Source organism: Psychrobacillus faecigallinarum, assembly GCF_014836595.1.
GTDB lineage: Bacteria > Bacillota > Bacilli > Bacillales_A > Planococcaceae > Psychrobacillus > Psychrobacillus faecigallinarum.
In genome coordinates this window covers 374,265-399,786 of the sequence record NZ_JACSQO010000002.1, presented here as the reverse complement: position 1 = coordinate 399,786, position 25,522 = coordinate 374,265, and the positions used below count along the sequence as shown (strand labels likewise).

At 37.3% G+C, this 25,522-nt stretch carries 21 protein-coding genes, 1 other RNA gene and 2 other annotated features; of the genes, 4 read left to right on the top strand and 18 right to left on the bottom strand.

All coding sequences use genetic code 11. The features are described 5' to 3' along the window. Positions 1-51: 51 nt before the first annotated feature. The 10 genes from mltG to cymR form a co-directional block, all read right to left on the bottom strand. Positions 52-1,170, bottom strand: a complete 1,119-nt coding sequence (gene mltG, locus H9650_RS06625; protein WP_151109368.1) for an endolytic transglycosylase MltG — start codon at positions 1,168-1,170, stop codon at positions 52-54. 97 nt (positions 1,171-1,267) lie between these two features. Then, positions 1,268-1,561, bottom strand: coding sequence for a DUF1292 domain-containing protein (locus H9650_RS06620; RefSeq protein WP_144535791.1), 294 nt, complete (start codon positions 1,559-1,561; stop codon positions 1,268-1,270). Positions 1,562-1,572: 11 nt separating this feature from the next. Then, positions 1,573-1,992 carry a Holliday junction resolvase RuvX gene (gene ruvX, locus H9650_RS06615; protein ID WP_144535789.1) on the bottom strand — a complete coding sequence of 140 codons (420 nt, stop codon included), beginning with the start codon at positions 1,990-1,992 and terminating at the stop codon, positions 1,573-1,575. A gap of 2 nt (positions 1,993-1,994) precedes the next feature. After that, positions 1,995-2,261, bottom strand: coding sequence for an IreB family regulatory phosphoprotein (locus tag H9650_RS06610; RefSeq protein WP_053588802.1), 267 nt, complete (start codon positions 2,259-2,261; stop codon positions 1,995-1,997). Positions 2,262-2,337: 76 nt separating this feature from the next. After that, positions 2,338-4,971 (bottom strand): alanine--tRNA ligase, encoded by a 2,634-nt coding sequence (gene alaS, locus H9650_RS06605; RefSeq protein WP_144535787.1) that lies wholly within the window; start codon positions 4,969-4,971, stop codon positions 2,338-2,340. Between the two features lie 46 nt (positions 4,972-5,017). Continuing rightward, positions 5,018-5,231 (bottom strand) — a binding site (T-box leader). Positions 5,232-5,269: 38 nt separating this feature from the next. Next, positions 5,270-7,705 (bottom strand): SF1B family DNA helicase RecD2, encoded by a 2,436-nt coding sequence (recD2, locus tag H9650_RS06600; RefSeq protein WP_144535785.1) that lies wholly within the window; start codon positions 7,703-7,705, stop codon positions 5,270-5,272. Positions 7,706-7,728: 23 nt separating this feature from the next. Continuing rightward, positions 7,729-8,385 carry a tetratricopeptide repeat protein gene (locus H9650_RS06595; RefSeq protein ID WP_186318049.1) on the bottom strand — a complete coding sequence of 219 codons (657 nt, stop codon included), beginning with the start codon at positions 8,383-8,385 and terminating at the stop codon, positions 7,729-7,731. A 14-nt stretch (positions 8,386-8,399) separates the two neighbouring features. Continuing rightward, a complete protein-coding gene (gene mnmA, locus H9650_RS06590) occupies positions 8,400-9,515 on the bottom strand; it encodes a tRNA 2-thiouridine(34) synthase MnmA (protein ID WP_144535781.1) in 1,116 nt (371 codons plus the stop codon). 16 nt (positions 9,516-9,531) lie between these two features. Continuing rightward, positions 9,532-10,665, bottom strand: a complete 1,134-nt coding sequence (locus tag H9650_RS06585) for a cysteine desulfurase family protein (protein ID WP_191696845.1) — start codon at positions 10,663-10,665, stop codon at positions 9,532-9,534. Positions 10,666-10,682: 17 nt separating this feature from the next. Next, positions 10,683-11,105 carry a cysteine metabolism transcriptional regulator CymR gene (gene cymR, locus H9650_RS06580; RefSeq protein ID WP_144535777.1) on the bottom strand — a complete coding sequence of 141 codons (423 nt, stop codon included), beginning with the start codon at positions 11,103-11,105 and terminating at the stop codon, positions 10,683-10,685. 420 nt (positions 11,106-11,525) lie between these two features. Between cymR and H9650_RS06575 the strand changes: the two genes are divergently transcribed. Then, positions 11,526-12,812 (top strand): replication-associated recombination protein A, encoded by a 1,287-nt coding sequence (locus H9650_RS06575; protein ID WP_191696844.1) that lies wholly within the window; start codon positions 11,526-11,528, stop codon positions 12,810-12,812. Positions 12,813-12,949: 137 nt separating this feature from the next. Here H9650_RS06575 and H9650_RS06570 read toward each other — a convergent pair whose 3' ends face one another. The 3 genes from H9650_RS06570 to ssrS all read right to left on the bottom strand — a co-directional run bounded on the left by H9650_RS06570 (position 12,950) and on the right by ssrS (position 14,501). Next, positions 12,950-13,144: a hypothetical protein gene (locus H9650_RS06570; protein WP_144535774.1), complete on the bottom strand. Its 195-nt coding sequence runs from the start codon at positions 13,142-13,144 to the stop codon at positions 12,950-12,952. A 68-nt stretch (positions 13,145-13,212) separates the two neighbouring features. Then, on the bottom strand, positions 13,213-13,974 hold the full coding sequence (locus H9650_RS06565; protein WP_191696843.1) for a tRNA threonylcarbamoyladenosine dehydratase: 762 nt from the start codon (positions 13,972-13,974) through the stop codon (positions 13,213-13,215). Between the two features lie 339 nt (positions 13,975-14,313). Beyond that, positions 14,314-14,501: non-coding RNA, 6S RNA (gene ssrS / locus H9650_RS06560), on the bottom strand. A 223-nt stretch (positions 14,502-14,724) separates the two neighbouring features. Between ssrS and H9650_RS06555 the strand changes: the two genes are divergently transcribed. Then, the gene (locus H9650_RS06555) at positions 14,725-15,354 is read left to right on the top strand and encodes a LysE family transporter (RefSeq protein WP_191696842.1); all 630 of its coding nucleotides are present in this window, start codon (positions 14,725-14,727) and stop codon (positions 15,352-15,354) included. 159 nt (positions 15,355-15,513) lie between these two features. Next, entirely contained in the window at positions 15,514-16,722 is a 1,209-nt protein-coding gene (locus H9650_RS06550) for an MFS transporter (RefSeq protein ID WP_191696929.1), read from the top strand. A 290-nt stretch (positions 16,723-17,012) separates the two neighbouring features. Here the strand turns inward: H9650_RS06550 and H9650_RS06545 are convergent, their stop codons facing one another. From H9650_RS06545 to hisS, 3 genes are all read right to left on the bottom strand, one after another. Continuing rightward, a complete protein-coding gene (locus H9650_RS06545) occupies positions 17,013-17,288 on the bottom strand; it encodes a YqhV family protein (protein WP_191696841.1) in 276 nt (91 codons plus the stop codon). A gap of 136 nt (positions 17,289-17,424) precedes the next feature. Then, the gene (gene aspS / locus H9650_RS06540) at positions 17,425-19,185 is read right to left on the bottom strand and encodes an aspartate--tRNA ligase (RefSeq protein WP_191696840.1); all 1,761 of its coding nucleotides are present in this window, start codon (positions 19,183-19,185) and stop codon (positions 17,425-17,427) included. Positions 19,186-19,187: 2 nt separating this feature from the next. Further along, positions 19,188-20,465, bottom strand: coding sequence for a histidine--tRNA ligase (gene hisS, locus H9650_RS06535; RefSeq protein WP_144535764.1), 1,278 nt, complete (start codon positions 20,463-20,465; stop codon positions 19,188-19,190). Positions 20,466-20,520: 55 nt separating this feature from the next. Continuing rightward, positions 20,521-20,759: a binding site (T-box leader), on the bottom strand. Positions 20,760-20,872: 113 nt separating this feature from the next. Between hisS and H9650_RS06530 the strand changes: the two genes are divergently transcribed. Continuing rightward, entirely contained in the window at positions 20,873-22,423 is a 1,551-nt protein-coding gene (locus tag H9650_RS06530; RefSeq protein WP_191696839.1) for an SH3 domain-containing protein, read from the top strand. 312 nt (positions 22,424-22,735) lie between these two features. On the opposite strand, the gene dtd is transcribed toward H9650_RS06530, so the two are convergent. Together dtd and H9650_RS06520 are read right to left on the bottom strand one after the other, a co-directional pair. Then, a complete protein-coding gene (gene dtd, locus H9650_RS06525; protein ID WP_144535760.1) occupies positions 22,736-23,173 on the bottom strand; it encodes a D-aminoacyl-tRNA deacylase in 438 nt (145 codons plus the stop codon). Between the two features lie 37 nt (positions 23,174-23,210). Then, a complete protein-coding gene (locus tag H9650_RS06520) occupies positions 23,211-25,403 on the bottom strand; it encodes a RelA/SpoT family protein (protein WP_144535758.1) in 2,193 nt (730 codons plus the stop codon). Positions 25,404-25,522: the final 119 nt, after the last annotated feature.

Below are 25,522 nucleotides of genomic sequence, written 5' to 3'. Positions count from 1 at the left end.
ATAACATAGCAGGAGAAGGAAAGCGATAACCTTCCTTCTCCTGCATGCTTATTATTTTAAATGTTCGTCAATTTTTTGAAGATGTTCCTCATATGTGACGGAGAAATAATTTTTTCCTTCTTTATCAGCTAGGAAATAAAAATACTCAGTATCTTCTGGGTCCAAAGCAGCTTCAATGGAGGACTTCCCGGCATTTGCAATTGGACCAGGCGGTAATCCTTTATTTGTGTAAGTATTATATGGGTTTTCATATTCTAAGTCCTCATATAAAACGCGCTCTTTATGACTGCCTAGAGCATAAAGCACAGTTGGATCTGTTTGTAATGGCATATCAATCTCTAATCGGTTGTAAAACACACTAGAAATTTTCTGACGATCTGTTTGAGCAGTAGCTTCCTCTTCTAACAATGAAGCAAAAGTCAAAAGCCAGTGAACAGATTTTTCTTCTGCTTGTAATAACTCATAATAAGGTGCCATAGTTCTATCTGTCTGTGCTAATAACATTTCTGCAATCTCTTCATTAGTCGGTTTTTCTTCGAAAAAAGGATAAGTCGATGGATATAAATAACCTTCTAATGCGTAACGGACGTTTTCGCCTTTAATTTCTTCTGTAAGCAATGCAGGATATTTTGCCATCATTCTTTCAACAAACTCATCACTAGTAACTAGTTCAAAAAATTCCTTTGAAGAGTTCCCTGTTTTCTTTTCAATTACTTCTCCAATTTGTTCTAAAGTTAAACCTTCTGGAATTGTTAAAGAAAATAGTGGTTCTCTGTATATTTTACCAGTTTTTAGGCTTTCTATAATTTCATCTAAAGTCATATCCTTAGATAAATCATACGTGCCAGCCTGAAAATCAGATTGGTTATTAAATTTTACATAGTATTTAAATATCCTAGCATCTTTAATAATACCATTCTTTTCAAGTGTAGAAGAAATGCTATCAATGCCAGACCCAATAGGAATTTCCACCGTTACTTTTTCCGTCGAATCTGGATCCATCGGTGAAAGTGCTCCTTTAACATAGTTATAACCTATGTATCCGCCAATAGCTCCAACTAGTATAATGAATAAGGCGATTACTAATACAATTCTTCTAACAAGTTTTACTTCTTTTTTTTTGTTTTTCATTCGATTAAACATTATCTCTTTTTTAGATTTGTTTTCCACGGGCTTGCCCCCTTTTTTCTCCCTTATTATACATGATGCTGTACAAAAAGAAAAAGGATGGCTTGAGAATACTCAGTCCATCCTTTTTAAGCTTGAATTAGTCTTCGTCTTCTTCTGTTTCATCTAAAAACGTATTTAACATTTCTTCAATCATATCCCACTCAGCATCATCTTCGATAGGAAGTAAATCTCCGTCTTCTCCGTTTTCATTTGGAGTAAAGGAAGAAGCATGAATTTCGATTTCTTCGTTTTCATCCTCTTCAGCACCGATTGGATAATAAAGTACATAAGATTTACCAAATTCCTCTGATTCAAATGTAAATAGTACGTTACAAAGCTGTTCGTTCCCGTTTTCATCAACTACTGTGATATTTTCTTGTCCGTGGTCCATTTGTGGTCACCTCATCTGTTTTTTCTATCAAGATATCCCTGTAAAATCATTACAGCTGCCATCTTGTCAATAACTTGCTTGCGTTTTTTTCGACTAACATCCGCATCTATTAACATACGTTCTGCAGCCATCGTTGTCAATCGTTCATCCCATAATGTAACAGGAAAGTTGTATTTATCAGTTAACAGCTTGGCAAATTGCTCTGATGCCTCTGCTCGGGGACCAATCGAGTTATTCATGTTTTTAGGAAAACCTACCACGAATTCACTTACTTGATGTTGTTTTACCAATTCATCAATCCGCTCTATCCCAAATTCTTGCACATCTTCGTTAATCTTGATTGTTTCTATGCCCTGGGCTGTCCACCCGAGAGCGTCACTTATAGCAACACCCACGGTGCGAGAACCGACATCTAAACCCATTATTCTCATAATTACGCCTCATTATTCTTTTTAATATAGAACTTGACTAACTCCTCTAAAATTTCATCACGTTCTAATTTACGGATCATATTTCGAGCATCTTGATGGCGAGGAATATAAGCTGGATCACCAGAAAGTAAATAGCCAACAATTTGATTGATAGAGTTATACCCTTTTTCCTCTAACGCAGAGTGGACCTGAAGCATCACATGTTTTACTTCTTGTTCCATCGATTCCTCTGGGAAATTAAATTTCATTGTTTTATCAAATGAGCTCATGATCAGCACCTCGCTTTCAATTTGGTAATGAAGTTTGCTTAGTTATTTGTTAAGTATACCCTATTTTCGGATAAGTTTAAACTGATTTGATATATTCGTAAACTGAGTTAAGTGCGGTTTCAAGTTGGCTTGCGTCTTTAGCCCCAGCCATTGCGAAGTCTGGACGCCCCCCACCTTTACCGCCACATTGTTCTGCTACTAGTTTGACGATATTTCCAGCGTGGTAGTTCCCGCCCACTAAATCTTTTGTCACACCTGCAGAAATCATCACTTTTTCCCCATCCACTGCTCCTAGAACTATTACAGCTTTATCCATTTTTTGTTTTAGATCATCCATCATTTGTCGCAGTTGATTGTTATCTTTTGCTTCTACTTTAACAGATAACACGGTAACATTGTTAATTGTTTGTGCTGATGACAACACAGATGCTGCTTCACTATTTGCAATTTTTGCAGATAAGGATTCATTTTCTCGTTGTATATTTTTTAAATCTAATAGTAGTTGGGAAACCTTCATAACTATATCCTTTGGCTGAGCTTTCAATAATGATGCTGCTTCCGAAAGAAGTTGTTCCTCTTCCTTGACAACCTCAAATGCGCCTTTTCCAGTAACAGCTTCAATTCGTCGCGTTCCTGCTCCAATACCGCTTTCAGAGAGAATTTTGAAGTAGCCAATTTCTGATGTATTTTTAACATGTACACCACCGCAAAGCTCTAAAGAATAAGTTCCCATCTGAACGACTCTAACTATATCCCCGTATTTTTCACCAAAAAGAGCCATTGCGCCCATACTTTTAGCTTCATCGATATTATGGTAGCCAGTTACTACCGGAATATTATCCCACACCTTCTCGTTAACTATACGCTCAATTGTTTCAAGTTCTTCCTTTGTAACTTGTCCAAAGTGAGAAAAGTCAAATCTAAGTCGGTCGGGTCCAACGTATGAGCCCGCTTGGTTTACATGGCTTCCTAACACATCTTTTAGTGCTTGATGCAAAATATGTGTAGCAGAGTGATTTTTAATCGTCAGGCCTCTTAGCTTTTGGTCCACTGTTGCCACAACCTCTGCTTCAACAATCATTTCTCCTGATTCAATTACTATAGTATGAAGATTCTGTCCGTTTGGAGCCTTTTGGACATCTTTTACAAAGCCTCGGAAGTTATCATTTTCGATTACACCATGATCTGCGATCTGCCCACCACTTTCAGCATAGAAAGGCGTTTGCGTTAATATAACTTTTACCTCTTCGCCTTCATGTGCAGATTTTACAAGATCTTTCCCCAAAACTATAGAAGAAACTTTTGTTGTTACACTAAGAGTATCATAGCCTATAAATTCGCTAGCATCTTGAAGGTTACTAAATACCTCTGACTGAACTTGCATGGAATCTACGTTTTGACGAGCAGCACGTGCTCTAGAACGCTGTGCTTCCATTTCCGCTCTAAACCCTTCATGGTCAACCGTCATATTAGCTTCCTCTGCGTATTCTTCGGTCAATTCAATAGGAAATCCATAAGTATCATACAACGTGAAGGTTGTAGTACCAGGAATAAATGATTCTCCCTTAGCTCGTTGTTCTGCGATAACCTTTTCTAAAATGCTAAGTCCATCATGTAACGTTTCGTGGAATCTTTCTTCCTCCGTTTTAATAACTCGCATAATAAAATCTTTCTTTTCTGTAACCTCTGGATAGAAATCTTGCATAATTTCTCCTACAACAGGCACTAGTTCAAATAAAAATGGTTGGTCGATTCCTAGCTGTTTTGCAAAACGAACTGCTCTGCGTAGTAGCCTTCTAAGTACATAACCTCTTCCCTCATTTGAAGGTAAAGCCCCATCTCCAATCGCAAAAGCAACAGTTCGAATGTGATCTGCAATTACTTTGAATGCAACGTCGTCTACACTATTTAGTCTATATTCTTTTCCAGAAATTTGTTCTGTTTGTCGAATGATAGGTATAAATAAATCTGTGTCGAAGTTGGTTGGAACATTTTGCACCACACTAGCCATACGCTCCAAGCCCATGCCTGTATCAATGTTTTGCTTTGGAAGTGGAGTGTACGTATGATCAGGGTTATGGTTAAACTCAGAGAAAACTAAATTCCAAATTTCTAAATAACGTTCATTTTCTCCTCCTGGATATAGCTCAGGATCATTTATATCATTGCCATAGGACTCACCTCGGTCATAGAATATTTCGGAGTTTGGACCACTTGGACCTTCTCCAATGTCCCAGAAATTCCCTTCTAATCGAATAAGTCTTTCTTCTGGAATGCCGATCTCATCTCTCCAAATAACATATGCTTCTTCATCCTCAGGATGGATCGTAATTGATAGTTTTTCGGGTTCAAAAGCCATCCATTTTTCATCAGTTAGAAATTCCCACGCCCATTGGATAGCTTCCTTTTTGAAATATTCTCCAATTGAGAAATTCCCTAACATTTCAAAGAAGGTATGGTGTCTTGCCGTCTTTCCCACATTTTCAATGTCATTCGTACGGATTGATTTTTGTGCATTGGTGATACGGGGATTATCAGGAATCACTCGTCCATCAAAATATTTTTTTAGAGTTGCAACACCACTATTTATCCATAATAATGATGGATCATTAATGGGTACAAGTGGCGCTGAAGGCTCTTGTGTATGGCCTTTTTCGATAAAGAAATCTAAATACATTTGTCTAATTTGTGCACCTGTTAACTGTTTCATCTTTCATTCCTCCTAAAAAAATAAAATAAAAAAAGCCCTCATCCCTAAAAGGGACGAAAGCTATTATTTCGCGGTACCACCCTAGTTACATAGCAGTGTATTTCTGCCATGTCTCTCAAGAAACCTTAACGCGGTTAAACGGCAGGTATTAGCTGCACTCAGAAGTAGCTTTCCTAATTGTTATAATCTGGGGATTCTTTCAGCCATGGAACCCTTCTCTAATCAGCTAACAATAGTACTTTCTCCGTCTACATTTTCATATATACAATTCTGATTATAAGTAACTATTTGTCCTCTGTCAATCCGAATCTAAGAACTGATAGGGATTTATACCCTTCATGCCAATCATTGGGTCAATCGAATGATAATTGTCTGAGGATAAATAAGTAGTGACTAAATCATCATGCGTAGATTGACTTGTAACTTCTTTTGCTTCTATTTCTTCAGCTATTGATTTTGCATCTTCTACTGTTTCTTCGTCCGCAAGACGTTCCTTTAACGTTGTTAAACGCTGTAAATCATCCGTTCGTTTCACTCCAAAAGTAAAAACTTCCGGATCGCCACAAAGAATTAAAAAGTTTTTTGCTCTTGTTATACCTGTATACAACAAATTGCGTCTAAGCATTTTCATATAGCTTCTAGTAACCGGCATAATAACCGTTTGGAATTCACTGCCTTGTGACTTATGGACAGAGCAACAATAGGCAAGAGTAATTTGATTCAAATCATTTTTTTCATATGTTACTTCATTGCCATCAAATGATACGACTAGCATCTCTTTCTTTTCCACTGTTTCGTTTGCTTTAAAAAGAGCCACTACCTCACCCATATCACCATTAAAGACATTACTTTCTGGTTGGTTGACCAGCTGAAGTACTTTATCTCCTATCCGATAAATAGTTTCTCCGAAGGTCATCTCTTTTCTTGTACCGTCTGGATTTGGATTGACCATTTCTTGAATCATCTTATTTAGCGTGTCAATCCCAGCCGGTCCACGATACATAGGAGCTAGAACCTGAATTTCTCGGATGGATTGTCCCTTCGATAATGCTGCTTTCAAGACTTGTTCTACTACTTTAGGAATTTGTTCCGGAGAAGCCTTGATGAATGAGCGATCCTTAGTTTTCGCAGTTAGAGTTGCAGGCACACTTCCTTTTTTCATCTCGTGTGCTAGCTCAATAATTGAGGACCCTTCAGATTGACGATAAATATCGACAAGCTCCACTGTAGGTATCCTTTTACAAGCCAGTAGATCCTTTAATACCTGACCCGGACCAACAGGTGGCAACTGATCTTGGTCACCTACAAATATGACTTGAGCGTCTTTGGGGATTGCCTTTAAGAGCTGATGCCCTAGCCACGTGTCTAGCATGGAAGTCTCATCGATAATTACTAATCTACCTTCAATCTCTTTGCCTTCTGTATCATTATCTTCTTGCCCATTAAAACCGAGTAGTCTATGAATCGTCATAGCTGGTAGCTCGGTCGATTCACTTAAACGCTTTGCAGCTCTCCCTGTAGGAGCTGCCAGGACAATAGGAAACGGCTTTTGTTCTTTCGCCCATTCTTTTGGATCTAAGGAAAGTCCATGTAGCTCTGCATAGAGCTCTACGATTCCTCTGACAACAGTCGTTTTCCCGGTTCCAGGCCCTCCCGTTAAAAGAGTTATAGTAGAGTTCAGAGCTGTTTCAATCGCCTTAATTTGTGTTTTTGCATATTGAACACCTAAGCGCTCCTCTAATGCCCCTAAATGCTTTTTAATCTCCGACAACGGAAAATGATGAAGGTCCTTTTCTGTTAGCAAGGTTTCCACTTTCGAACTGATACCCACCTCTGAAAAATATAGAGAAGGAATATAAAATCGGTTAACTTCCCCAACAATACGGCTTTCCTCTGCGAGTTCAATACAGCATTTGGTTATAGCATCATAAGAGATTTCTTCTCTTTGGGCATTTTCAAGCATTCTTTTAACGTCTTCAAGAAGTTGCTCAGCATATTGAAAAACATGTCCCTCACTCAGTGAAGATGATTGAAGTAAATGGTAGATAGCAGCTTTTATGCGGTCCGGATGATTTCCTTTTATCCCAAGCTTATAGCCTAGCTCATCAGCACGAACAAAACCAACACCCTCCACATCCTCTATTAAACGATATGGATTATCAGTTAGTTTAGAGATTGTTTCTTCTCTATAGACCTGATAGATTTTCATCGCTATTTGCGGACCGAAGCCCCATTCATTTAGCTGAATCATTACTTTTTCCAAGCCTAGATTTTGCTCTAAGGTAGCTCTGATTGTCTGCTTCTTTTCCTCTGCCAACCTTGGAATAATATCCAATGCAGAAGGGTCATCTAAAATTCGATTGATAGCATTTTCTCCAAGCTTTTTCACAATCTGCTCAGCAGTCTTTCTCCCTATTCCAGGAAACATATCACTTGAAAGATAATGGACTATACCTGTCTCAGTAGCAGGAACTTCTTTTTGAAAAGTTTCTACCTGAAACTGAACCCCATACTTAGGATGATTTTTAATATAACCAGTAAATTTATATGCCTCTTCCAAAACCAATGGAGGAAAATAACCAGTTACAATTATTTCTTTCTCCTTATATACGGTATTTGTTGATTTTACTTTTAATTTAATGATGGAGAATAGGTTTTGGGGATTATGAAAAATAGAGACGATTGGTCGACCAGCAATAAATTGCTTTTCATTATTAATCATTTCATTTGTCATCACAACCGCCTCCTAACTTTTTCTTAATTACGTAGAGAAATCATATCGTACACATATCTTGCTTGATCATAGTTTGGTTGAATGGTAAAAGCTTCTTTCAAATGCTTAAGGGCACTTTCTGTGTCTGAAGTAGACACGGCATATAATACCCCCATATTGTAATGAGCATCTGCATTTTCTGGATCTAATGCTAAAATTTCTTTGAAGATTGGTTCTGCCACATCGAACATTTCTATACTTGCAAGTGCTATGCCATATGTTAGCTTAATCTGAATATCTTGGGAGTCCAATTCATATGCTCTCTGAAGATATGGAAGGGCAAGCTTAGTTTGGTCCACTTTTTGAAAGCTTTTACCAAGCATAAAATAAGCATCTGGGCCTTCTATACCATTTGTAATTGCTTTTTCATATAACTTGGCAGCCTCTTCAAAGCGTTCAGCATTAAAATACAAGTTTGCTAAGCTATAGTAAGCAGTTGCAGCATTTTCGTCTAAAGTAATTGCTTTTTGAAAGAAACGCTCCGCACGTTCGTTCTCATTCATAGAAGCTAGTAAATTGCCAAAATTAATATAACCAATTGACTCTTCTGGGTTTTCTTCAATTGCTTTTGTAAATAACTCTGCTGCTTTTTCATAATTTTCTTCTTGAATCGCTTGGATTCCTAGTTCATTATAATTCAAATCCATTACCTCCATTAACCTACATAATCCAGTTTAAGACCATCTTTAAATACTTCGTCAATTGTTGCTCCCCCAAGGCATTCATCCCCTTGATAGAAAACAACTGCTTGACCAGGAGTTATCGCACGAACTGGTTGATCGAATATTACACGAACACGATTGTCAGCCAGTAGCTCTACATGAACTCCTACATCTTCTTGACGATAACGGAATTTAGCTGTGCAATCAAAAGATGCTGGCTTGTCTAATGTAGTTGTAAAAGATAAATCAGTAGCAGTAAGGCTTGTAGAGAACAAAGCATCATTATTGATATTTTGTCCAACTAATAAAACATTTCTTTTCAAGTCTTTTCCTATAACAAACCAAGGATCACCTGAACCACCAATACCTAAGCCATGACGTTGGCCAATAGTGTAGTACATTAAGCCATCATGTTTGCCCATCACTTTTCCGTCCATTGTTTCCATCGTACCTTGTTTAGCTGGTAGATATTGACTTAGAAACTCTTTGAAATTTCTCTCACCTATAAAGCAAATTCCAGTGGAATCCTTTTTAGTAGCTGTCGCAAGTCCTTGCTCTGCAGCAATTTCCCGCACTTTTTTCTTTTCTAAATGTCCAATTGGGAACATAACCTTTTCAAGCTGTTCTTGATTCAATTGGTTCAAGAAATAGGTCTGATCCTTATTATTATCTCTGCCTCTTAGCATCCTCGTTTGGCCGTCTCGCACTTCTACTTGAGCATAATGACCCGTTGCAAGATAATCAGCCCCAAGTGCCAATGCATGCTCTAAAAATGCTTTGAATTTTATTTCTTTGTTACACATTACGTCAGGATTTGGTGTTCGTCCCGCTTTATATTCCTCTAAGAAATATGAAAATACTTTATCCCAATATTGTTTTTCAAAATTAACAGCATAATAAGGTATACCAATTTGGTTACATACTTTAATAACATCTTCATAATCCTCTGTTGCCGTACAAACTCCATTTTCGTCTGTATCATCCCAGTTTTTCATGAAAATCCCGATTACATCATAACCTTGTTCTTTTAAAAGATAGGCAGCAACGGAGGAATCAACTCCTCCTGACATACCGACTACAACTCTTGTATCTTCTTTTCTCTTCATCATTACTCACTCATTTCAGTTATCCAAGAATAATTTTACTTATTTTGTTGGCTGCTTCTACAGCTTCTTCTTTAGTATTGTTTAGCCCAAAGCTAAAACGTACTGAGTTTCTTAGTTCTGGAGAGCTCTCTCCGTACATAGCAACTAGCACATGGGATGGATCTATAGAGCCTGCTGTACATGCTGAGCCGCTTGAGGCATCGATTCCTACTAAATCTAATTGGACGAGGAATGTCTCTACATCTGTTTTCGGAATACTTAAGTTCACAACATGGGTTAGAACCTCGTTCTGCGTTCCGTTGATTTTAAAATCTACTCCATTTTTCTCCAACTGTTTGACAAAAGCATCCTTTAGCTTACGATAATGCGAATTGTTATCCTCTATATTTTGCTGTTTAAGCTCAACCGCTTTGGCAAATGCAACAACTGCAGGGACATTTTCGGTGCCTGCTCGTTTTTTTCGTTCCTGCTGTCCCCCATAGAATAATGGCTTTAAATAAATATCTTTTCGTTGATATAAAAAACCAATTCCTTTAGGTCCATTAATTTTGTGACTTGATACGCTTAGCATATCAATATGGAACTCTTGTACATCTATTTTGACACTGCCGTAGGCCTGTACGGCATCCGTATGGAAGTATGCTTTGTGATCCTTTAGGAGATTTCCAATTTCTTTAATTGGCTGAATCGTTCCTACTTCATTGTTTGCAAACATTACAGAAACTAAAATAGTATCTTCTCGTAATGATTTTTTCAAGTATTCAATACTGATTAAGCCTGAACTGTCTACGGGTAGGTAGGTTATTTCAAAGCCTTCTTTTTCAAGTTGTTCACAGGCATGCAAAACAGCGTGATGTTCTATTTGTGTAGTAATAATATGCTTACCTACATCTTTACGGGCATATGCTGTCCCAAATATCGCATAATTGTCTGCTTCTGTCCCACCACTCGTCATAGTTATCTCTGTTTCACGGCAGCCAATAGAGTGAGCTAGAATTGCTCGAGCATCGTCTAGTTTTTTCCTAGCGCTTCTACCTGTTTGATGAATACTAGATGCATTTCCGTATCCTTGGTTTATTTCTTCTACAAATGTGTTGACCACTTGTTCTGCCATTGGCGTCGTAGCAGCATGATCTAAATATATTCTATTCATGATGAACTCTTAACTCCTTATATATAAAACATATACCCTTTTGTATCAGGGTTTTCTTCCGAATATTTTGCTAGGTCTTCAATAGTAGTTGTATCGAGTACGTTCTTGACCGCATCACGAATTCTCATCCATAACTCTCTCTGCGGTGGTGCTTCCTCTTCAATTCCTTCAACTATTTGAATGGGGCCTTCAAGCACACGAATGACATCGCCTGCAGTAATTTCATTTGGCGCTTTAGAAAGCATATAGCCTCCATAAGCTCCTCTAACACTTTTAACCAATCCAGCATTGCGCAATGGAGATACGATTTGCTCCAAGTATGCTTCCGATAAGGAATGCTCAGAGGCAATTTGACGTAGCGCATGAGGTCCTTCTCCGTATTGCTTACCTAGCGCCACCATAATTGTAAGACCATAACGGCCCTTTGTTGAAAATTTCAACTGTCCCACCTCATTTTTCTTTTATCCATTCATTCTTATATTTCACTATAAAAGTATTTATAGGACTTAGATTGTTTCTATTTAGATTAACTTCATAGGTAAAAAAATTCTTTCCCTAGTATAGCATAACTCATAGGGCTAACGACTTCAAAATGACTTTTTGTCTCATCTTCTATATAATAAAGGAACAAATGTACGTTTTGTATAACCAAAGTACATTCGCTTGTAACTGCACTGACAAGTAAATGATTATCTTTTGACGAACACGTTCGAGTACAATCAATATGTAATAGACCTTCGCGCTTGAAATGTCTTAAATGTAATCCAGGTGCCAGATCAAAGTCACTCAAATGATTTATTTACAATTAACCCTCTCTTCAAAAACAGAATTTCAAATACGAATAAAAAGGAGAGATCATTTTGCAAAATGAACCTTTAGCTTATCGAATGAGACCTCAAACAATAGATGAAATTGCTGGTCAACAGCATGTAATCGGTAAGGATACTGCACTATATAAAATGATAATGAATGGGCATGTACCATCTATGCTTCTGTATGGAGATCCTGGTGTGGGCAAAACCTCTTTAGCTTTTGCGATTGCTGGGACAACCAAACTACCCTTTATTGCATTAAATGCAACTAAGGCCGGAAAAAAAGATGTCGAGGATGTCGTAGCAGATGCTAGGATTAGCGGAAAAGTAATTTTGTTTTTAGATGAAATTCATCGCTTCAACAAGCTACAGCAGGATACACTTTTGCCCCATGTTGAAAACGGTTCTATAATTCTTATCGGGGCTACAACAGAAAATCCCTTCCACGATGTAAATCCAGCGATTCGCTCTCGCTGTGGAGAAATAAAGCAGTTAAAGCGTCTTACTACTGAGGATGTAGATGTTCTTCTAAAAAGAGCCTTAGAGGATCCTGACAAAGGACTAGGCAAAACTCCTATTAAAATCACCGATGATCAACGGCTAAAGATAGCGGATGCCTCTAATGGAGATGCTCGAAAGGCATTGACTCTATTAGAATCTACCGTTTTTGCCAGCTTTGAAGAAAATGGCGTGACTGTAGTGGAGAATGGCACTCTGGATAGTCTTATCGATCGTGTAGGCGTATTTGGAGACAAAAAAGGTTCACACTTTTATAATCTGTTATCTGCACTACAAAAATCAGTTCGGGGTAGTGATACGGACGCAGCATTATATTATCTTGCCCATCTATTAGAAAACGGAGATTTGGTAGCTGTTAGTAGAAGATTATTAGTAATGAGCTATGAAGATATTGGACTTGCCAATCCTGCAGCAGGTCCACAAGTATTAGCCGCTATACAATCCGCAGAAAGACTCGGACTTCCTGAGGCACGTATTCCCCTTGCCAATGCAGTAGTTTTAATGTGCTTATCAGAGAAATCCAATTCGGCATATGTAGCGCTTGATAAGGCTATTAGTAGTATACATTCAGGTAAAACAGGCGAAATCCCAAGTCATTTAAAGGATACTCATTACTCTGGAGCCAAGGAGCTTGGACATGGTGGCTATGTATACCCTCATGATCATAAAATAGGAACCTTTGGCGGTTGGGTAAATCAAACCTATCTTCCAGATAATTTAATCGGAACGAGATTCTACGATCCAATAGATGCAGGAGAAGAGAAACGTCTTTCTGCGATTTATAATAAATTAGAGAAATTTAAGAAGGAAAAGTAGAAGAATAGCTTTTGTGCCTGATGGCAATGTGAGAAATAGAGAAATTATACTGCTTTACCATGAAAAAACGCTACCGAAAAAATCGGTAGCGTTTTTTGTTCGCAAACTTAAAAGGTGCGCACCTTCGAATTTAGTAATTACACACCCATTTTTCTGCGTGTATTACTTACTTTCTTGGTTTGCTGGCTTTTCATTTTTTGGTTGGCTGCTGGGCCGTTTCCTTTTGCTTTGCCGCCACCAGCTTGGTTTTTCTTTTCTTCAAGCTTTTGTTTCACAGCTTCTTGAAGAGTCATTTTTTTCTTTGGCTCTTCTTGATTTGTTGTTTCTGTCATATAAGTTTCCACCTCGTTTGAAATGTGATTAGTTTTAGTATAAGTGATGTGGAAAAAACTGCAACCAATTACTGCACTCGATTCACTGTAATATTTTTCGTGATATCATTTATTACCCAGCTAGCACAGATTAATCCAACCACAGACGGTACAAAAGCATTAGATGATGGTGGCATTTTTGCTTTACGAATTGCTGCATCTGGTTTTCCTACTGTCTCTACTACATCTTCTCTTACTACGATAGGACTTTCATCCGAAAAGACTACTGGGATACCTTTTGTAATTCGATCTTCCTTACGAAGCTTAGTACGAATCACTTTTGCTATTGGATCGGTATGTGTTTTAGAGATATCTACAATTTTAAATCGAGTTGGATCCGTTTTGTTTGCTGCTCCCATACTAGAAATAATTTTAATGCCTCGTTTTAAACATTCCTTCATTAGATGAATTTTATATACAATAGTATCAGATGCATCAATTACATAATCAATATTCATCGCAAAAAATTGTTCATAAGTTTCTTCGGTATAAAACATATGCATGTCAATTACTTCACATTCTGGATTAATATCTGCTATTCTCTCTTTCATCACCTCGGATTTTGACCGCCCGATAGTAGACATATAGGCTACTAATTGACGATTGATATTCGTAATATCCACGTTATCCTTATCAACCAAAATAATACGCCCGACTCCACTGCGAGCACATGCTTCTGCTGCAAATGAACCGACACCTCCGACTCCTAAAATTGCAACAGTTGTATTTTTTAAGAGATCTACACCCTCTTTACCGATAGCAAGTTCATTTCTAGAAAATTGATGTAACATACTAAACACTCCATTTATATCAGATTAGTTGGTTTTATCTTTTCACTTCTCAAATATTAACAAAATCATTATGCCTACGCTAGTACATTCTAAATTTATTGCTGTTGTACCCATGCCCCAATATTATAAACTAAATGCAACTTTTAAGTCGATGATTGTAATGTGAGGTCTAACGATAGGTAAACGTATTACAAAAAGATATATTCATTTCTTGTTCTTTTTTGCTCAAATAGAGATTACTATTATTGAATATAATTGAAGAATTGGGTCACGTGCCGACCTCAAAGCGCAGAAAAAAGCCTCCTACAAAGATGCAGGAGGCTGACTGTTTAAAGATAGACGAATCCCAATCGTGCCGACTAATAGAGCTTATCGTTTTGAACCCGCACAGAGCAGGTGGGTGTCCTCTTCACTGTCTTTGAAGTCCCTAGACTAGAGGGCATGTCATCAACAATAAAAGTTAGACTCCCGACGATATAATTGTTCGGTCAAAACTGATTGGCATTTTGCGAACACATCAGGATTCGTATTACTTGTATATTATCACAGATATTAATGAATTTCAAATGAAACACCACACTATAATTTAACTATTCTGAATAATTATTTATAGTAAATTTTTCATACTCATACTTATTTCCTTTAATTTATGATTAAAGTCACCACTTAAAAATTCTATTGAAAACTAGTCCTAGATGACCTTACCTGTGAATATTATTCATAGACAAGACATTTAACGGAGGTCTATTTGTGAATTCACTGATGACGTATTTTATTCTTGGTGTCTCCTTGGCGGCACCCATTGGCCCTGTAAAGGCTACCCTACTTAATACCGGTATAAAGAACGGATTTTTTCATGCATGGTTTTTTGGTTTGGGTGCCATTGCAACAGATATACTTTATATGCTTATGGTGTATTTTGGAGTGGGACAATTTATCGACAGTCCAATGATGAAAACTTTTTTATGGTCTTTTGGCTTTTTTGTACTCATGTATACTGGCATTGAAAATTTACTTACGGTCAATAATATATCTATGGATGCAAAATATCGAAAAGTAGTACGTTTAAGACATTCTTTTTTATCGGGGTTACTCATGGCATTATTGAATCCTTTGACTATTTTATTTTGGCTTGGGATTTATGGCTCCATACTAGTCGGTGGCGCTAGTGGCTCGTTATCTGGACTAGAAGTTATTTTATATAGTATTACTATCTTATTAGGTATTACACTTGTAGATTTAACAATGGCTACTATCTCAAGTGGTTCAAGAAAATTATTATCAACTTCTCTTCTAAAAACGGTGTCCATCATCTCATCATTATCAATGATTGCGTTTGGAATTTACTTTGGCATTCAGGCCTACTATTCCTTATTTTAAGTTAAGGATTTTTCCTTATACATAATAATTAACTGTTAGTGGACATTTGTTTTGATGAATGCATAAAACAATTCCTCAAGGAGAACATACCCTTAATTGATAATTAAAATTGAGGTGTGTAGGTTGGGTAAGAAAGATGAAATTAATACAGTAAGCAAGATGTGTATTATAAGCATATCTTCCATTCCTTTAGTTATGACGTTAGGGAACTCTATGCTGATTCCAGTTTTGCCGATCTTAGAAAAAAAGGTGGATATCAGTTCTTTTCAATCGAGTATGATTATAACTAGTTACTCCATTGCTGCTATTATTCTCATTCCAGTGGCTGGTTATTTATCGGATCGATTAGGAAGAAAGAAAATTATTTTGCCCTGCTTACTTCTTGCTTTATTGGGTGGACTAATTGCTGGTTTTGCCTCTTGGAAAATGGAGAATCCTTACACAACTATTATTATTGGTAGAATTCTACAAGGGATGGGTGCGGCAGGAGCAATGCCGATTGTATTACCACTAGTCGGAGACCTTTTTAAAGATGATTCAGAAAAAACTAGCTCCACCTTAGGTATTATTGAAACATCTAATACGCTTGGGAAAGTGTTGAGTCCTATTATAGGCTCGGCGATTGCAGCAATACTATGGTTTTTTCCATTCTTTTCAATCTCAATTTTTAGTGCCATTGCTTTCGTTTTAATATTTTTCTTTGTCAAAGTTCCTAAAGGGGACAATGAAGAGCCAGACAAAATAAAAGAATTTTTAAGTAAAGTAAAGGAAACCTTTAAAGCAGAGGGTAAGTGGCTGACCTCGGTATTTTTAAATGGTATCTTTGCGATGTTCGTATTATTCGGAGTATTGTTTTACTTATCAGAAATACTAGAAAAAATTCATGATATTAAAGGTGTTAAGAAAGGTTTTGTGTTAGCAATCCCCCTATTGTTTTTATGTATATCTTCTTTCCTTACTGGCCGAAAAATTGAAGGAAAGCTCAAAATGATTAAACGAATTATGATCATATCTCTTATTATTAGTTCAGCTAGTGTCGTTTTTATTGGTTTTGTCAAGGAACAACTCATTCTGTTGTTAATAGTTACAAGTATACTTGGTATAGCTATTGGAGCCATACTCCCTGTCTTAGACACAATAATCACAGAAAATATAAAAAAAGAAGAGCGAGGCACCATTTCTTCTTTTTATAGTTCAGCTCGTTTTATAGGGGTTGCAGCAGGACCACCTATACTTTCACTTGTCATGAAAAACTATTTAAATCCATTTTATATCGGCTGTGGTATTCTTGGCATACTACTTATGTTTCTTGTCTTTAAGCTAGTTAAAATAGATGAAATCGAGAAGACAGAGAATGAAATTGCCTAGAAGATTATACGTCAATACTATAAAAACGACAAAGACCGATAATTTGCATTCGCATTATCGGTCTTTTTATTATTTTTTATATTACGGAGTCACTTATTTACTTTTAATAATATAACCATTCATGACAATTATTAGCTAATTGCTGTAACTCCCCTAAAGTTATACTAGCTTGGTATCCATCGCAAATTTTAACATAGCAAAAAAAATTAACACCTACTCCCTCTATCTTTAAGCAGAGACAATCTAGGTGCTCATTTTTTGTCAAAACTATATACTAAGTTCTTCAAACTCTATTTAGCATTCACGCTGAACAGTATCAATAAAATACCCGCAAATAAGCAAATTATTCGAGTCATTGATATTTTATCCGCTAGGCCCATTAAACCTATACCAGTTGTGACGATTAAAATACATGGTCCGACTAGAGCTAGCATGGAATTAATATAGAAAGCTTTTTCCAAGTTATTAAATTTCAGCATAAACATTGCCGCAGTGATTTCTACACTTCCTGAAAGAAGTCTTAATAAAATAATAAAGAGTAAAGCTTTTTCTATAACTTCGATCATCCTTCCAATTATCAATCATTTAATAGAGTATATGTTAGCTCCTTCTAAATTATTTTATAACCTCTCCTAGATTCAATTTATTCAAAAACCACCTTTTATTGTATGACCTATAAAAGGTGGTTAATTATTATTGTTTTTACTTATTTAATTTTAAGTGCAATTCATCTAGCTGTGCTTCTGCTACTGGGCTTGGTGCTTGAGTCAGTAAGCAGCTTGCGCTAGCTGTTTTAGGGAAGGCAATCGTATCACGAAGATTTGTTCTTCCAGATAGCAGCATAACCAAACGGTCCAACCCGAAGGCTACTCCACCATGTGGAGGTGTACCGTATTCGAATGCTTCCATTAAGAACCCAAACTGAGCTTTTGCCTCTTCGTCAGAAAATCCAAGAATCTCAAACATTTTTTCTTGAACTTCTCTTGAATATATACGCAGGGATCCTCCACCAAGTTCATAGCCATTTAGTACAAGGTCATATGCTTGTGCTTTTACTTGACTTGGATCTGTTTCCATTAAAGGTAGGTCCTCATCAGCCGGACGTGTGAATGGGTGGTGTGCAGCGTAATAACGTCCTTCTTTTTCGTCATATTCGAATAATGGCCAGTTTACTACCCATAGGAAAGCATAACGACTTTCATCGATAAGATTCAAATCTTTACCTAATTTCAAACGTAACGCTCCAAGGGCATCAGCTACTACAGACTTTTTGTCTGCTACGAATAACAATAAATCTCCCGCATTAGCATCTAAAGTTTTAATAAGAGTGCTAGCCGCTTCTCCTTCAAAGAATTTAGCAATAGGACCTTTTACGCCCTCCTCGTCAACTTTTAACCAAGCAAGACCTTTAGCACCATAGCGAGAAGCATATTCTCCTAACGCATCAATATCTTTTCGTGAATAGTTATCGGCTGCTCCCTTGACGTTAATAGCTTTAACTTGGCCTCCTGCTTCTACTGCTGAAGTAAATACTTTAAAGGCACTATCTTTTACTTGATCTGAAAGATCTGTTAACTCTAAACCAAATCGAACATCTGGTTTATCTGATCCAAATCTAGCCATTGCTTCGTCATAGTCCATTCTAGCGAATGGTATACTAACCTCTACACCTTTAACATCTTTCATTATCTTTTGCATCATGCGCTCATTCATTTCTAAAATTTCATCCATTGATAGGAAGCTCATTTCCATATCAATTTGAGTGAATTCTGGCTGACGGTCAGCACGTAAATCTTCATCACGGAAGCAACGAGCAATTTGATAATATTTTTCAAATCCACCCACCATAAGCAATTGTTTGAATAGCTGAGGGGATTGAGGCAGCGCATAAAATTCTCCATCATGCACTCGACTTGGCACTAAATAATCTCGCGCTCCCTCTGGCGTAGATTTTGTTAAAATTGGTGTTTCTACTTCTAAGAAGCCTTCATCATCTAAAAATCTTCTAACAGTTTTCGTAATATCTGAACGCATTTTAAATGTGTCATACATAACAGGTCTTCTTAAATCTAAGTAACGGTATTTTAAACGAATATCTTCCCCTGCATCTGTTTGATTTTCGATAGAAAAAGGAGGATTTTTTGCTTCGTTAATAATTGAAATCTCTAATGCTTGAACCTCGATAGCACCAGAAGGAATATTAGGATTAATTTGATTTTCTGCTCGCGCTACAACATTCCCTTTTACCTCAATGATAAATTCGTTTCTTAAAGTATTTGCTACCTGGATTGCTGATTCTGAAATCTCTGGGTTAAATACTACTTGCACAATGCCAGAACGATCTCTCATATCAACAAATATTAATCCACCTAAGTCTCTTCTTTTCTGAACCCATCCGATTAATTGAACGGATTCTCCTATATGTTGTTCGTTTAGTTGTCCACTTGTATGCGTTCTACTCATTGTTATTTTGCCTCCGTTAACTTTTTTACTTCATCTATTAAGGATGTAAAAGGTACAAGCTGTTGAGTTCCTGTAGATAGATCCTTTAACATGACACTTTGTTTTTCTAGTTCATCCTCACCAATTACAATAACTGCCTTCGCTTTTAAGCGGTCAGCTGATTTCATTTGAGCCTTTACTTTGCGTTCCAAATAGTCCATATCAGCAGAGATTTTATGCTTACGAAGCTCAAATGTAAGCTCTGTTACCTTTTTCTTTGCTTCCTCACCCATTGCTACTAAGTAAACGTCCAATGATGTAGTATCTGGAAACTCAATTTTTTCTGCTTCCATTGCAAGTAATAGTCGTTCAATACTCATTGCGTAGCCAATTCCTGGAGAATCTGGACCACCAAGCTCTGCTACTAGTCCGTTATATCTTCCCCCACCAGCAAGTGTAGTAATGGCACCAAATCCTTCTGCAGTGCTCATAATTTCAAATGCAGTGTGATTGTAATAGTCTAGCCCACGTACTAAATTAGGATCTACCTCGAAATCAATATTCAACATTGTTAAATATTCTTTTACTTTTGCGAAATAAGCTGCAGATTCTTCATTTAAATAATCTGTTAATGAAGGAGCCGTTTCCATCAATGGATTGTTTCGGTCTATCTTACAGTCTAAAATTCGAAGTGGATTTTTTTGTAATCGATTTTGGCAATCTGAGCAAAACTCTTCAATATGTGGCTCAAAGTGATTAACTAAAGCCTCGCGGTGAGCGATACGACTTTCAGTATCACCTAATGAGTTAATCACTAGTTTTAAGCTTTTTAAGCCTGCTCTTTTATAGATGGACATTGCTAGTGAGATTACTTCTGCATCAATCGCTGGATCTGAGCTACCTATTGCCTCCATACCAAACTGAACAAACTGACGATATCTACCTGCTTGCTGACGCTCATATCTGAACATTGGCCCCATATAATATAACTTTACTGGTTGGTCCGGATAGCCAAACATCTTGTGTTCAACGAACGACCGAACTACAGATGCTGTACCTTCTGGTCTTAATGTTAGGGAACGATTTCCTCTATCTTGGAATGTATACATCTCTTTTTGAACAATATCCGTTGTATCTCCTACACCTCTTGTAAAAAGCTCTGTATGTTCAAAAACAGGTGTCCTGATTTCTTTGTAGTGGTACATACGACATTGCTCTCTTATTAATTCCTCTACTACCTGCCATTTTGCTGTATCTGATGGCAAAATGTCCTGTGTTCCTCTTGGTAATTTAATATCCATTTCCATAGACTCCTCTCAAATCCATATAAAAAAAAGCTCTCATCCCTTGCATATAGCAAGGGACGAGAGCTTTTATAAGCTTCCGCGGTTCCACCCTAGTTGGTTAATACATCTATTAACCCTCTCAACGCTGGATAACGGCCAGATCCGTTTTTGCCTACTAAAGAAAACTCTTTCGACAAAAATCCTCTCGAATGTTGTTCACTGTAGGCGTATGTAGGAAAGATTTCAGCCACGTCTTTCCCTCTCTTGTCATCCCGTTCAAACAGTTACTTTTTCGGTCATCGGTTTGTTATATTTTTTAATTATACTTTATCATAATGACGTAAATGAAATAAGTCAACCTTTTTAAAGAAAAGGTAGTAATTTTTTATTTGACTATTTACAATATAGTTAGAGGTGATCCAATGAATAACAAATTAGTCCACAAATTGGCAATATTTCTGCTTTTAGTTGTACTAATAATCCCTAATGTAAAGATGGAGGTCCAAGCTCAAGAACAGCAAGCTGTGGTCAATGTGGATTCTTTAAAAGTCAGATCTGGTCCAGGCCTCACTTACGATGCAATTGGATCGGTACAAAAGAACGAAAAGTTGACAATAATCTCTAAAGAAAACGATTGGTTAAAAGTAAAATACAAAAATACATCTGGATGGGTTGCAAGTTGGTATACAACTGAGGAAACATCAGATTTAGCTAACAAGCAAATTGTTTCCAAGGTAAACCGATTAAATGTCCGCACAGCACCTTCAGTATCCTCAGCTGTCATTGGACAACTAAACGAAGGAGACAAATATTTAACATCTCGTTCGGAGAAAGAATGGATTGAAATTGACTTCAACGGGCAAAAAGGATGGGTAAATAATACATACGTTACAATAGTTGATCAAACACCAGTGGAAACTTCTACACCATCCAGCACAACTGAGAAAAGAACCTTTGTTATTTCAGTTGATGTATTAAATGTCCGAGCCAATCCAGATTTGTCTTCTAAAAAGATTGGACAAGTGAACAAAGGCGATGAATTTAAGGTGCTTGCAACAGATCATCAATGGATTCAAGTAGAGCTTAAAAATGGAAAAAAAGGATGGCTCTATAGTTTTTACGGGAATTTCTCTAATGCTGTAAAATCTAATTCCTCTATTCCAGCATCGGATACGATAACTGTTCTATATAGTGGAACTAATATCCGTTCGGATAAAAGCACTAATAGCGAGGTTTTAAAAAGAGCTTCTGCCGGCGAATCATTTGCTGTTTTAGAAACTATTGATGATTGGTATAAGGTGGATTTAGGAAACGGTAAAATCGGCTACCTTGCAAGCTGGGTAGTTTCAAATACAGGGGACTCCACTTCACAAAGTACGGTTAAAGAAGGGGAAAAGAAGGAAAATTCTAAGCGAAAAAAAGGAACTCTAGATGGAGTTACTATCGTTATCGATCCTGGGCACGGAGGCAACGACCGTGGGACAACAGGTGCTCTTGGAACAGATGAAAAAGATATTACCCTTAAAACTGCAGAGTTACTTTCTTCCAAGCTTCAAGCAGCAGGCGCTAATGTTAGGATGACCCGACAATCAGATGAATATGTAGATTTACGAAAAAGAGTTTCAATAGGTCATCAAGTTGGAGCCGACGCATTTATAAGCCTACACTATGACGCTATCGATAATAGCTCTGTTCGAGGTTTTACAACCTATTACATGAATAGCTATCAGAAAGAGCTAGCAAAGCATGTCCATGATGGTCTTGGAGATATGATTTCTCTGAAGGATAGAGGGACTCAACCAGGCAATTATCTAGTATTGAGAGAAAATAAACAGCCTGCTATTTTAATAGAGTTAGGGTATTTGAGCAATCCAACAGAGGAACAGAATGTCACTACCCAGAGATTTAGAGAACAGGCAACACACGGAATATACAACGGGATTATTGACTATTTTGATAGTCAATTGAAATAAAAATTGTTAAGAAACAGCAAAATAACTATAAATGCTATTTTAGAGAGGGAAGTAGTGACTCATGTCATGACTTCCCTCCTTTTTCATATATGGCTTTTGAAGCGTACAGCTGATTTCCGCTTAAAGCGGACGCTTTCCGCAGGGGGAACGCCATCACCGCCGCTTGCGCATCGTGTGTGATGTCTTATCTATCTCCCTCCTCCTGTTGGACAAGCAAAAACCTTACTAATCCTATAAACGAGGATTGTAGTAAGATAATGCGATACCAAAATAAAAACAGTGCCACTTAAAAATAGTAGCACTGCTTTTAAATTATGCTTCTAGCATGATTGTCACAGGACCATCATTTGTAAATGCCACGTCCATCATTGCACCGAATGTGCCGGTTTCTACTACAAAACCTTTTGAACGTAGCTTTTCATTAAATAGCTCCCAAAGGGGCTTTGCAATTTCTGGCCGAGCGGCTTCTATAAAGCTTGGTCTACGGCCACGCTTAGTATCAGCATATAGGGTAAATTGTGAGACAGAAAGAATAGAACCATTTACTTCCTTAATCGAAAGATTCATTTTGCCTTCTTCATCTTCAAAGAGACGAATGCCTTCAATTTTGTTCGCTAAATATTCTATTTCTTTTTCAGTATCTGTAGTCGTGATTCCTACTAACAACAAATAACCGTTGTCTATCTTACCAGTCACTTCACCGTCAACAGTAACACTTGCATCTTTACATCGCTGCAACAAAACCTTCATATACCATAACTCCTTTAATAATACGCTGTTGTTAGCTTTAATTAATAATACGCTGAACAGAGTACACATCTGGCAGCTGCTTAATACGATCTACCACTTTATGAAGATGAGCAATATTAGAAATAAGAATAGACAGATGAATGGAGGCAATATCATTATCCGATTTGCCACTTACTGCAACAATATTCGTTTTAGATTCGTTTACTACTTGAAGAACTTCATTAAGAAGACCTGTCCGATCAAATGCAGACACTTCTATATGAACTTGGTAATCCTTCTTGGTAGGTGAATCAGTTTGCTCCCATTCAACCTCTATAATGCGTGAATGAGCATTGTCATTTTGGACATTCGGACAATCTGCTCGGTGAACAGATACACCTCTCCCTTTGGTTATAAATCCAACAATAGCGTCCCCAGGAACGGGGCTGCAGCAACGAGAAAGTCGTATTAGAAGGTTGTCTATCCCCTTGACGACTACTCCTGATTCTGTCGTTTTCTTGGTAGGTGGAGTGTTCATTTCTGTATTAATTTTTTCTAACGCTTCCTCTTGGTCGCGTATTTTTCTCATTTTTTCTGCTAATCGGTTAACGACTTGCTGGGCGGTAATTCCATTAAAGCCCACAGCGGCATATAAGTCCTCTTCCCCAGCAAATGCATATTTTTCACAAACTCGTTTGATATTTTCGAGAGTCAAGACCTCTTTTATTTCAAATTCCTGTGCCTTGATTTCTTTTTCAATTGACTCTTTACCTTTGATAATGTTTTCTTCTCTAAGCTGTTTTTTAAAGAATTGCTTAATCTTGTTTTTTGCTTGAGAGGATTGAGCAATTTTAATCCAGTCTCTGCTCGGACCAAAGGACTGCTTAGAGGTCAGAACCTCTATAATATCTCCTGTTTTTAGCTTTGTATCTAAAGGAACCATTTTTCCGTTTACCTTAGCACCAATTGTTTTATTGCCAACTTCCGAATGTACTCGGTAAGCAAAATCAATAGGAACAGAACTAGCAGGTAATTCGATGACGTCCCCCTTAGGGGTAAAAACGTAGACCATATCTGAGAACAAATCAAATTTCAGAGATTCCATAAACTCTTCTGCGTTGGATGACTCTTGTTGAAACTCAAGTATCTCCCTAAACCATGTAAGTTTTGAATCTATTGTTTGCTTACCAGTCTCCACCTTTTTGCCCTCTTTGTAGGCCCAGTGTGCAGCAACCCCATACTCAGCAATATTATGCATTTCCTCTGTACGGATCTGAACCTCTAATGGCTCTCCATTAGGGCCAATTACTGTAGTGTGTAAGGATTGGTATAGGTTCTGCTTTGGCATCGCAATATAATCTTTAAACCTACCTGGCATTGGCTTCCAAAGCGTATGAATCACACCTAAAACCGCATAGCAGTCTTTAATGCTATTGACGATGATTCGCATTGCTAGTAAATCATAGATTTCATTGAATTGTTTGTTTTGGACTACCATTTTTCGATAGATGCTGTATATATGCTTTGGTCTTCCGGATATATCTGCATCTACCTCCATCTCGTCCAACTGTTTACAAATATCATTCATTACATCTTTTAAGTATGATTCACGCTCCGTGCGTTTTTTCTTCATGAAATTGACAATTCTATAATACTGCTGCGGATTCAAGTATCGTAAAGCTGTATCCTCTAATTCCCATTTCACTGCGGATATCCCTAAACGATGAGCAAGTGGTGCAAAAATCTCTAGCGTCTCATTTGAAATTCTACGTTGTTTTTCTTCGGGTAAATGCTTTAAAGTACGCATATTATGTAAACGGTCAGCAAGTTTAATCAGGATGATCCGAATATCTTGCGCCATTGCTATGAACATCTTGCGATGATTTTCTGCCTGTTGTTCTTCTTTAGACATATATTTAATTTTACCTAGCTTGGTCACTCCTTCAACCAAAAGAGCAACTTCTTCGTTAAACTCTCGAACAATATCATCTCTTGTATACTCGGTATCCTCTACTACATCATGCAAAAAGCCAGCAGCAACAGTCTCCGGATCCATTTGAAGATCAGCAAGAATACCTGCTACTTGTATGGGATGAAGAATATACGGTTCGCCAGAATTACGAAATTGTTCTCGATGGGCATGTTCTGCTAACTCGTATGCTTTTTTAACGAAGTCAACATGTTCCTTATTCATATAAGTAGAAAGTGTTTCAAAAACATCTTCTGCTGTCTTCACCTGATCTTTTGCCATGCTAACTCACCTGTTTTCGTTATTTTTCAAAAATAGTATATAGGCTATATTTTATAAAAAAAAAGAGGGACTTGTAAAGTCCACCCTTAAACTGTATAGTCGATTACTTTCTTATTATA

Excerpts from the sequence above, each read along its gene's own strand:
- H9650_RS06620 (WP_144535791.1), bottom strand. The coding sequence starts at position 1,561 with ATGGACCACGGACAAGAAAATATCACAGTAGTTGATGAAAACGGGAAC.
- H9650_RS06565 (WP_191696843.1), bottom strand. The coding sequence starts at position 13,974 with ATGTTACATCAATTTTCTAGAAATGAACTTGCTATCGGTAAAGAGGGT.
- alaS (WP_144535787.1), bottom strand. The coding sequence starts at position 4,971 with ATGAAACAGTTAACAGGTGCACAAATTAGACAAATGTATTTAGATTTC.
- hisS (WP_144535764.1), bottom strand. The coding sequence starts at position 20,465 with ATGGATATTAAATTACCAAGAGGAACACAGGACATTTTGCCATCAGAT.
- recD2 (WP_144535785.1), bottom strand. The coding sequence starts at position 7,705 with ATGACAAATGAAATGATTAATAATGAAAAGCAATTTATTGCTGGTCGA.
- H9650_RS06610 (WP_053588802.1), bottom strand. The coding sequence starts at position 2,261 with ATGAGCTCATTTGATAAAACAATGAAATTTAATTTCCCAGAGGAATCG.
- H9650_RS06585 (WP_191696845.1), bottom strand. The coding sequence starts at position 10,665 with ATGAATAGAATATATTTAGATCATGCTGCTACGACGCCAATGGCAGAA.
- H9650_RS06530 (WP_191696839.1), top strand. The coding sequence starts at position 20,873 with ATGAATAACAAATTAGTCCACAAATTGGCAATATTTCTGCTTTTAGTT.
- H9650_RS06520 (WP_144535758.1), bottom strand. The coding sequence starts at position 25,403 with ATGGCAAAAGATCAGGTGAAGACAGCAGAAGATGTTTTTGAAACACTT.
- H9650_RS06570 (WP_144535774.1), bottom strand. The coding sequence starts at position 13,144 with ATGACAGAAACAACAAATCAAGAAGAGCCAAAGAAAAAAATGACTCTT.
- H9650_RS06550 (WP_191696929.1), top strand. The coding sequence starts at position 15,514 with ATGTGTATTATAAGCATATCTTCCATTCCTTTAGTTATGACGTTAGGG.
- dtd (WP_144535760.1), bottom strand. The coding sequence starts at position 23,173 with ATGAAGGTTTTGTTGCAGCGATGTAAAGATGCAAGTGTTACTGTTGAC.
- mnmA (WP_144535781.1), bottom strand. The coding sequence starts at position 9,515 with ATGATGAAGAGAAAAGAAGATACAAGAGTTGTAGTCGGTATGTCAGGA.
- ruvX (WP_144535789.1), bottom strand. The coding sequence starts at position 1,992 with ATGAGAATAATGGGTTTAGATGTCGGTTCTCGCACCGTGGGTGTTGCT.
- H9650_RS06545 (WP_191696841.1), bottom strand. The coding sequence starts at position 17,288 with ATGATCGAAGTTATAGAAAAAGCTTTACTCTTTATTATTTTATTAAGA.
- aspS (WP_191696840.1), bottom strand. The coding sequence starts at position 19,185 with ATGAGTAGAACGCATACAAGTGGACAACTAAACGAACAACATATAGGA.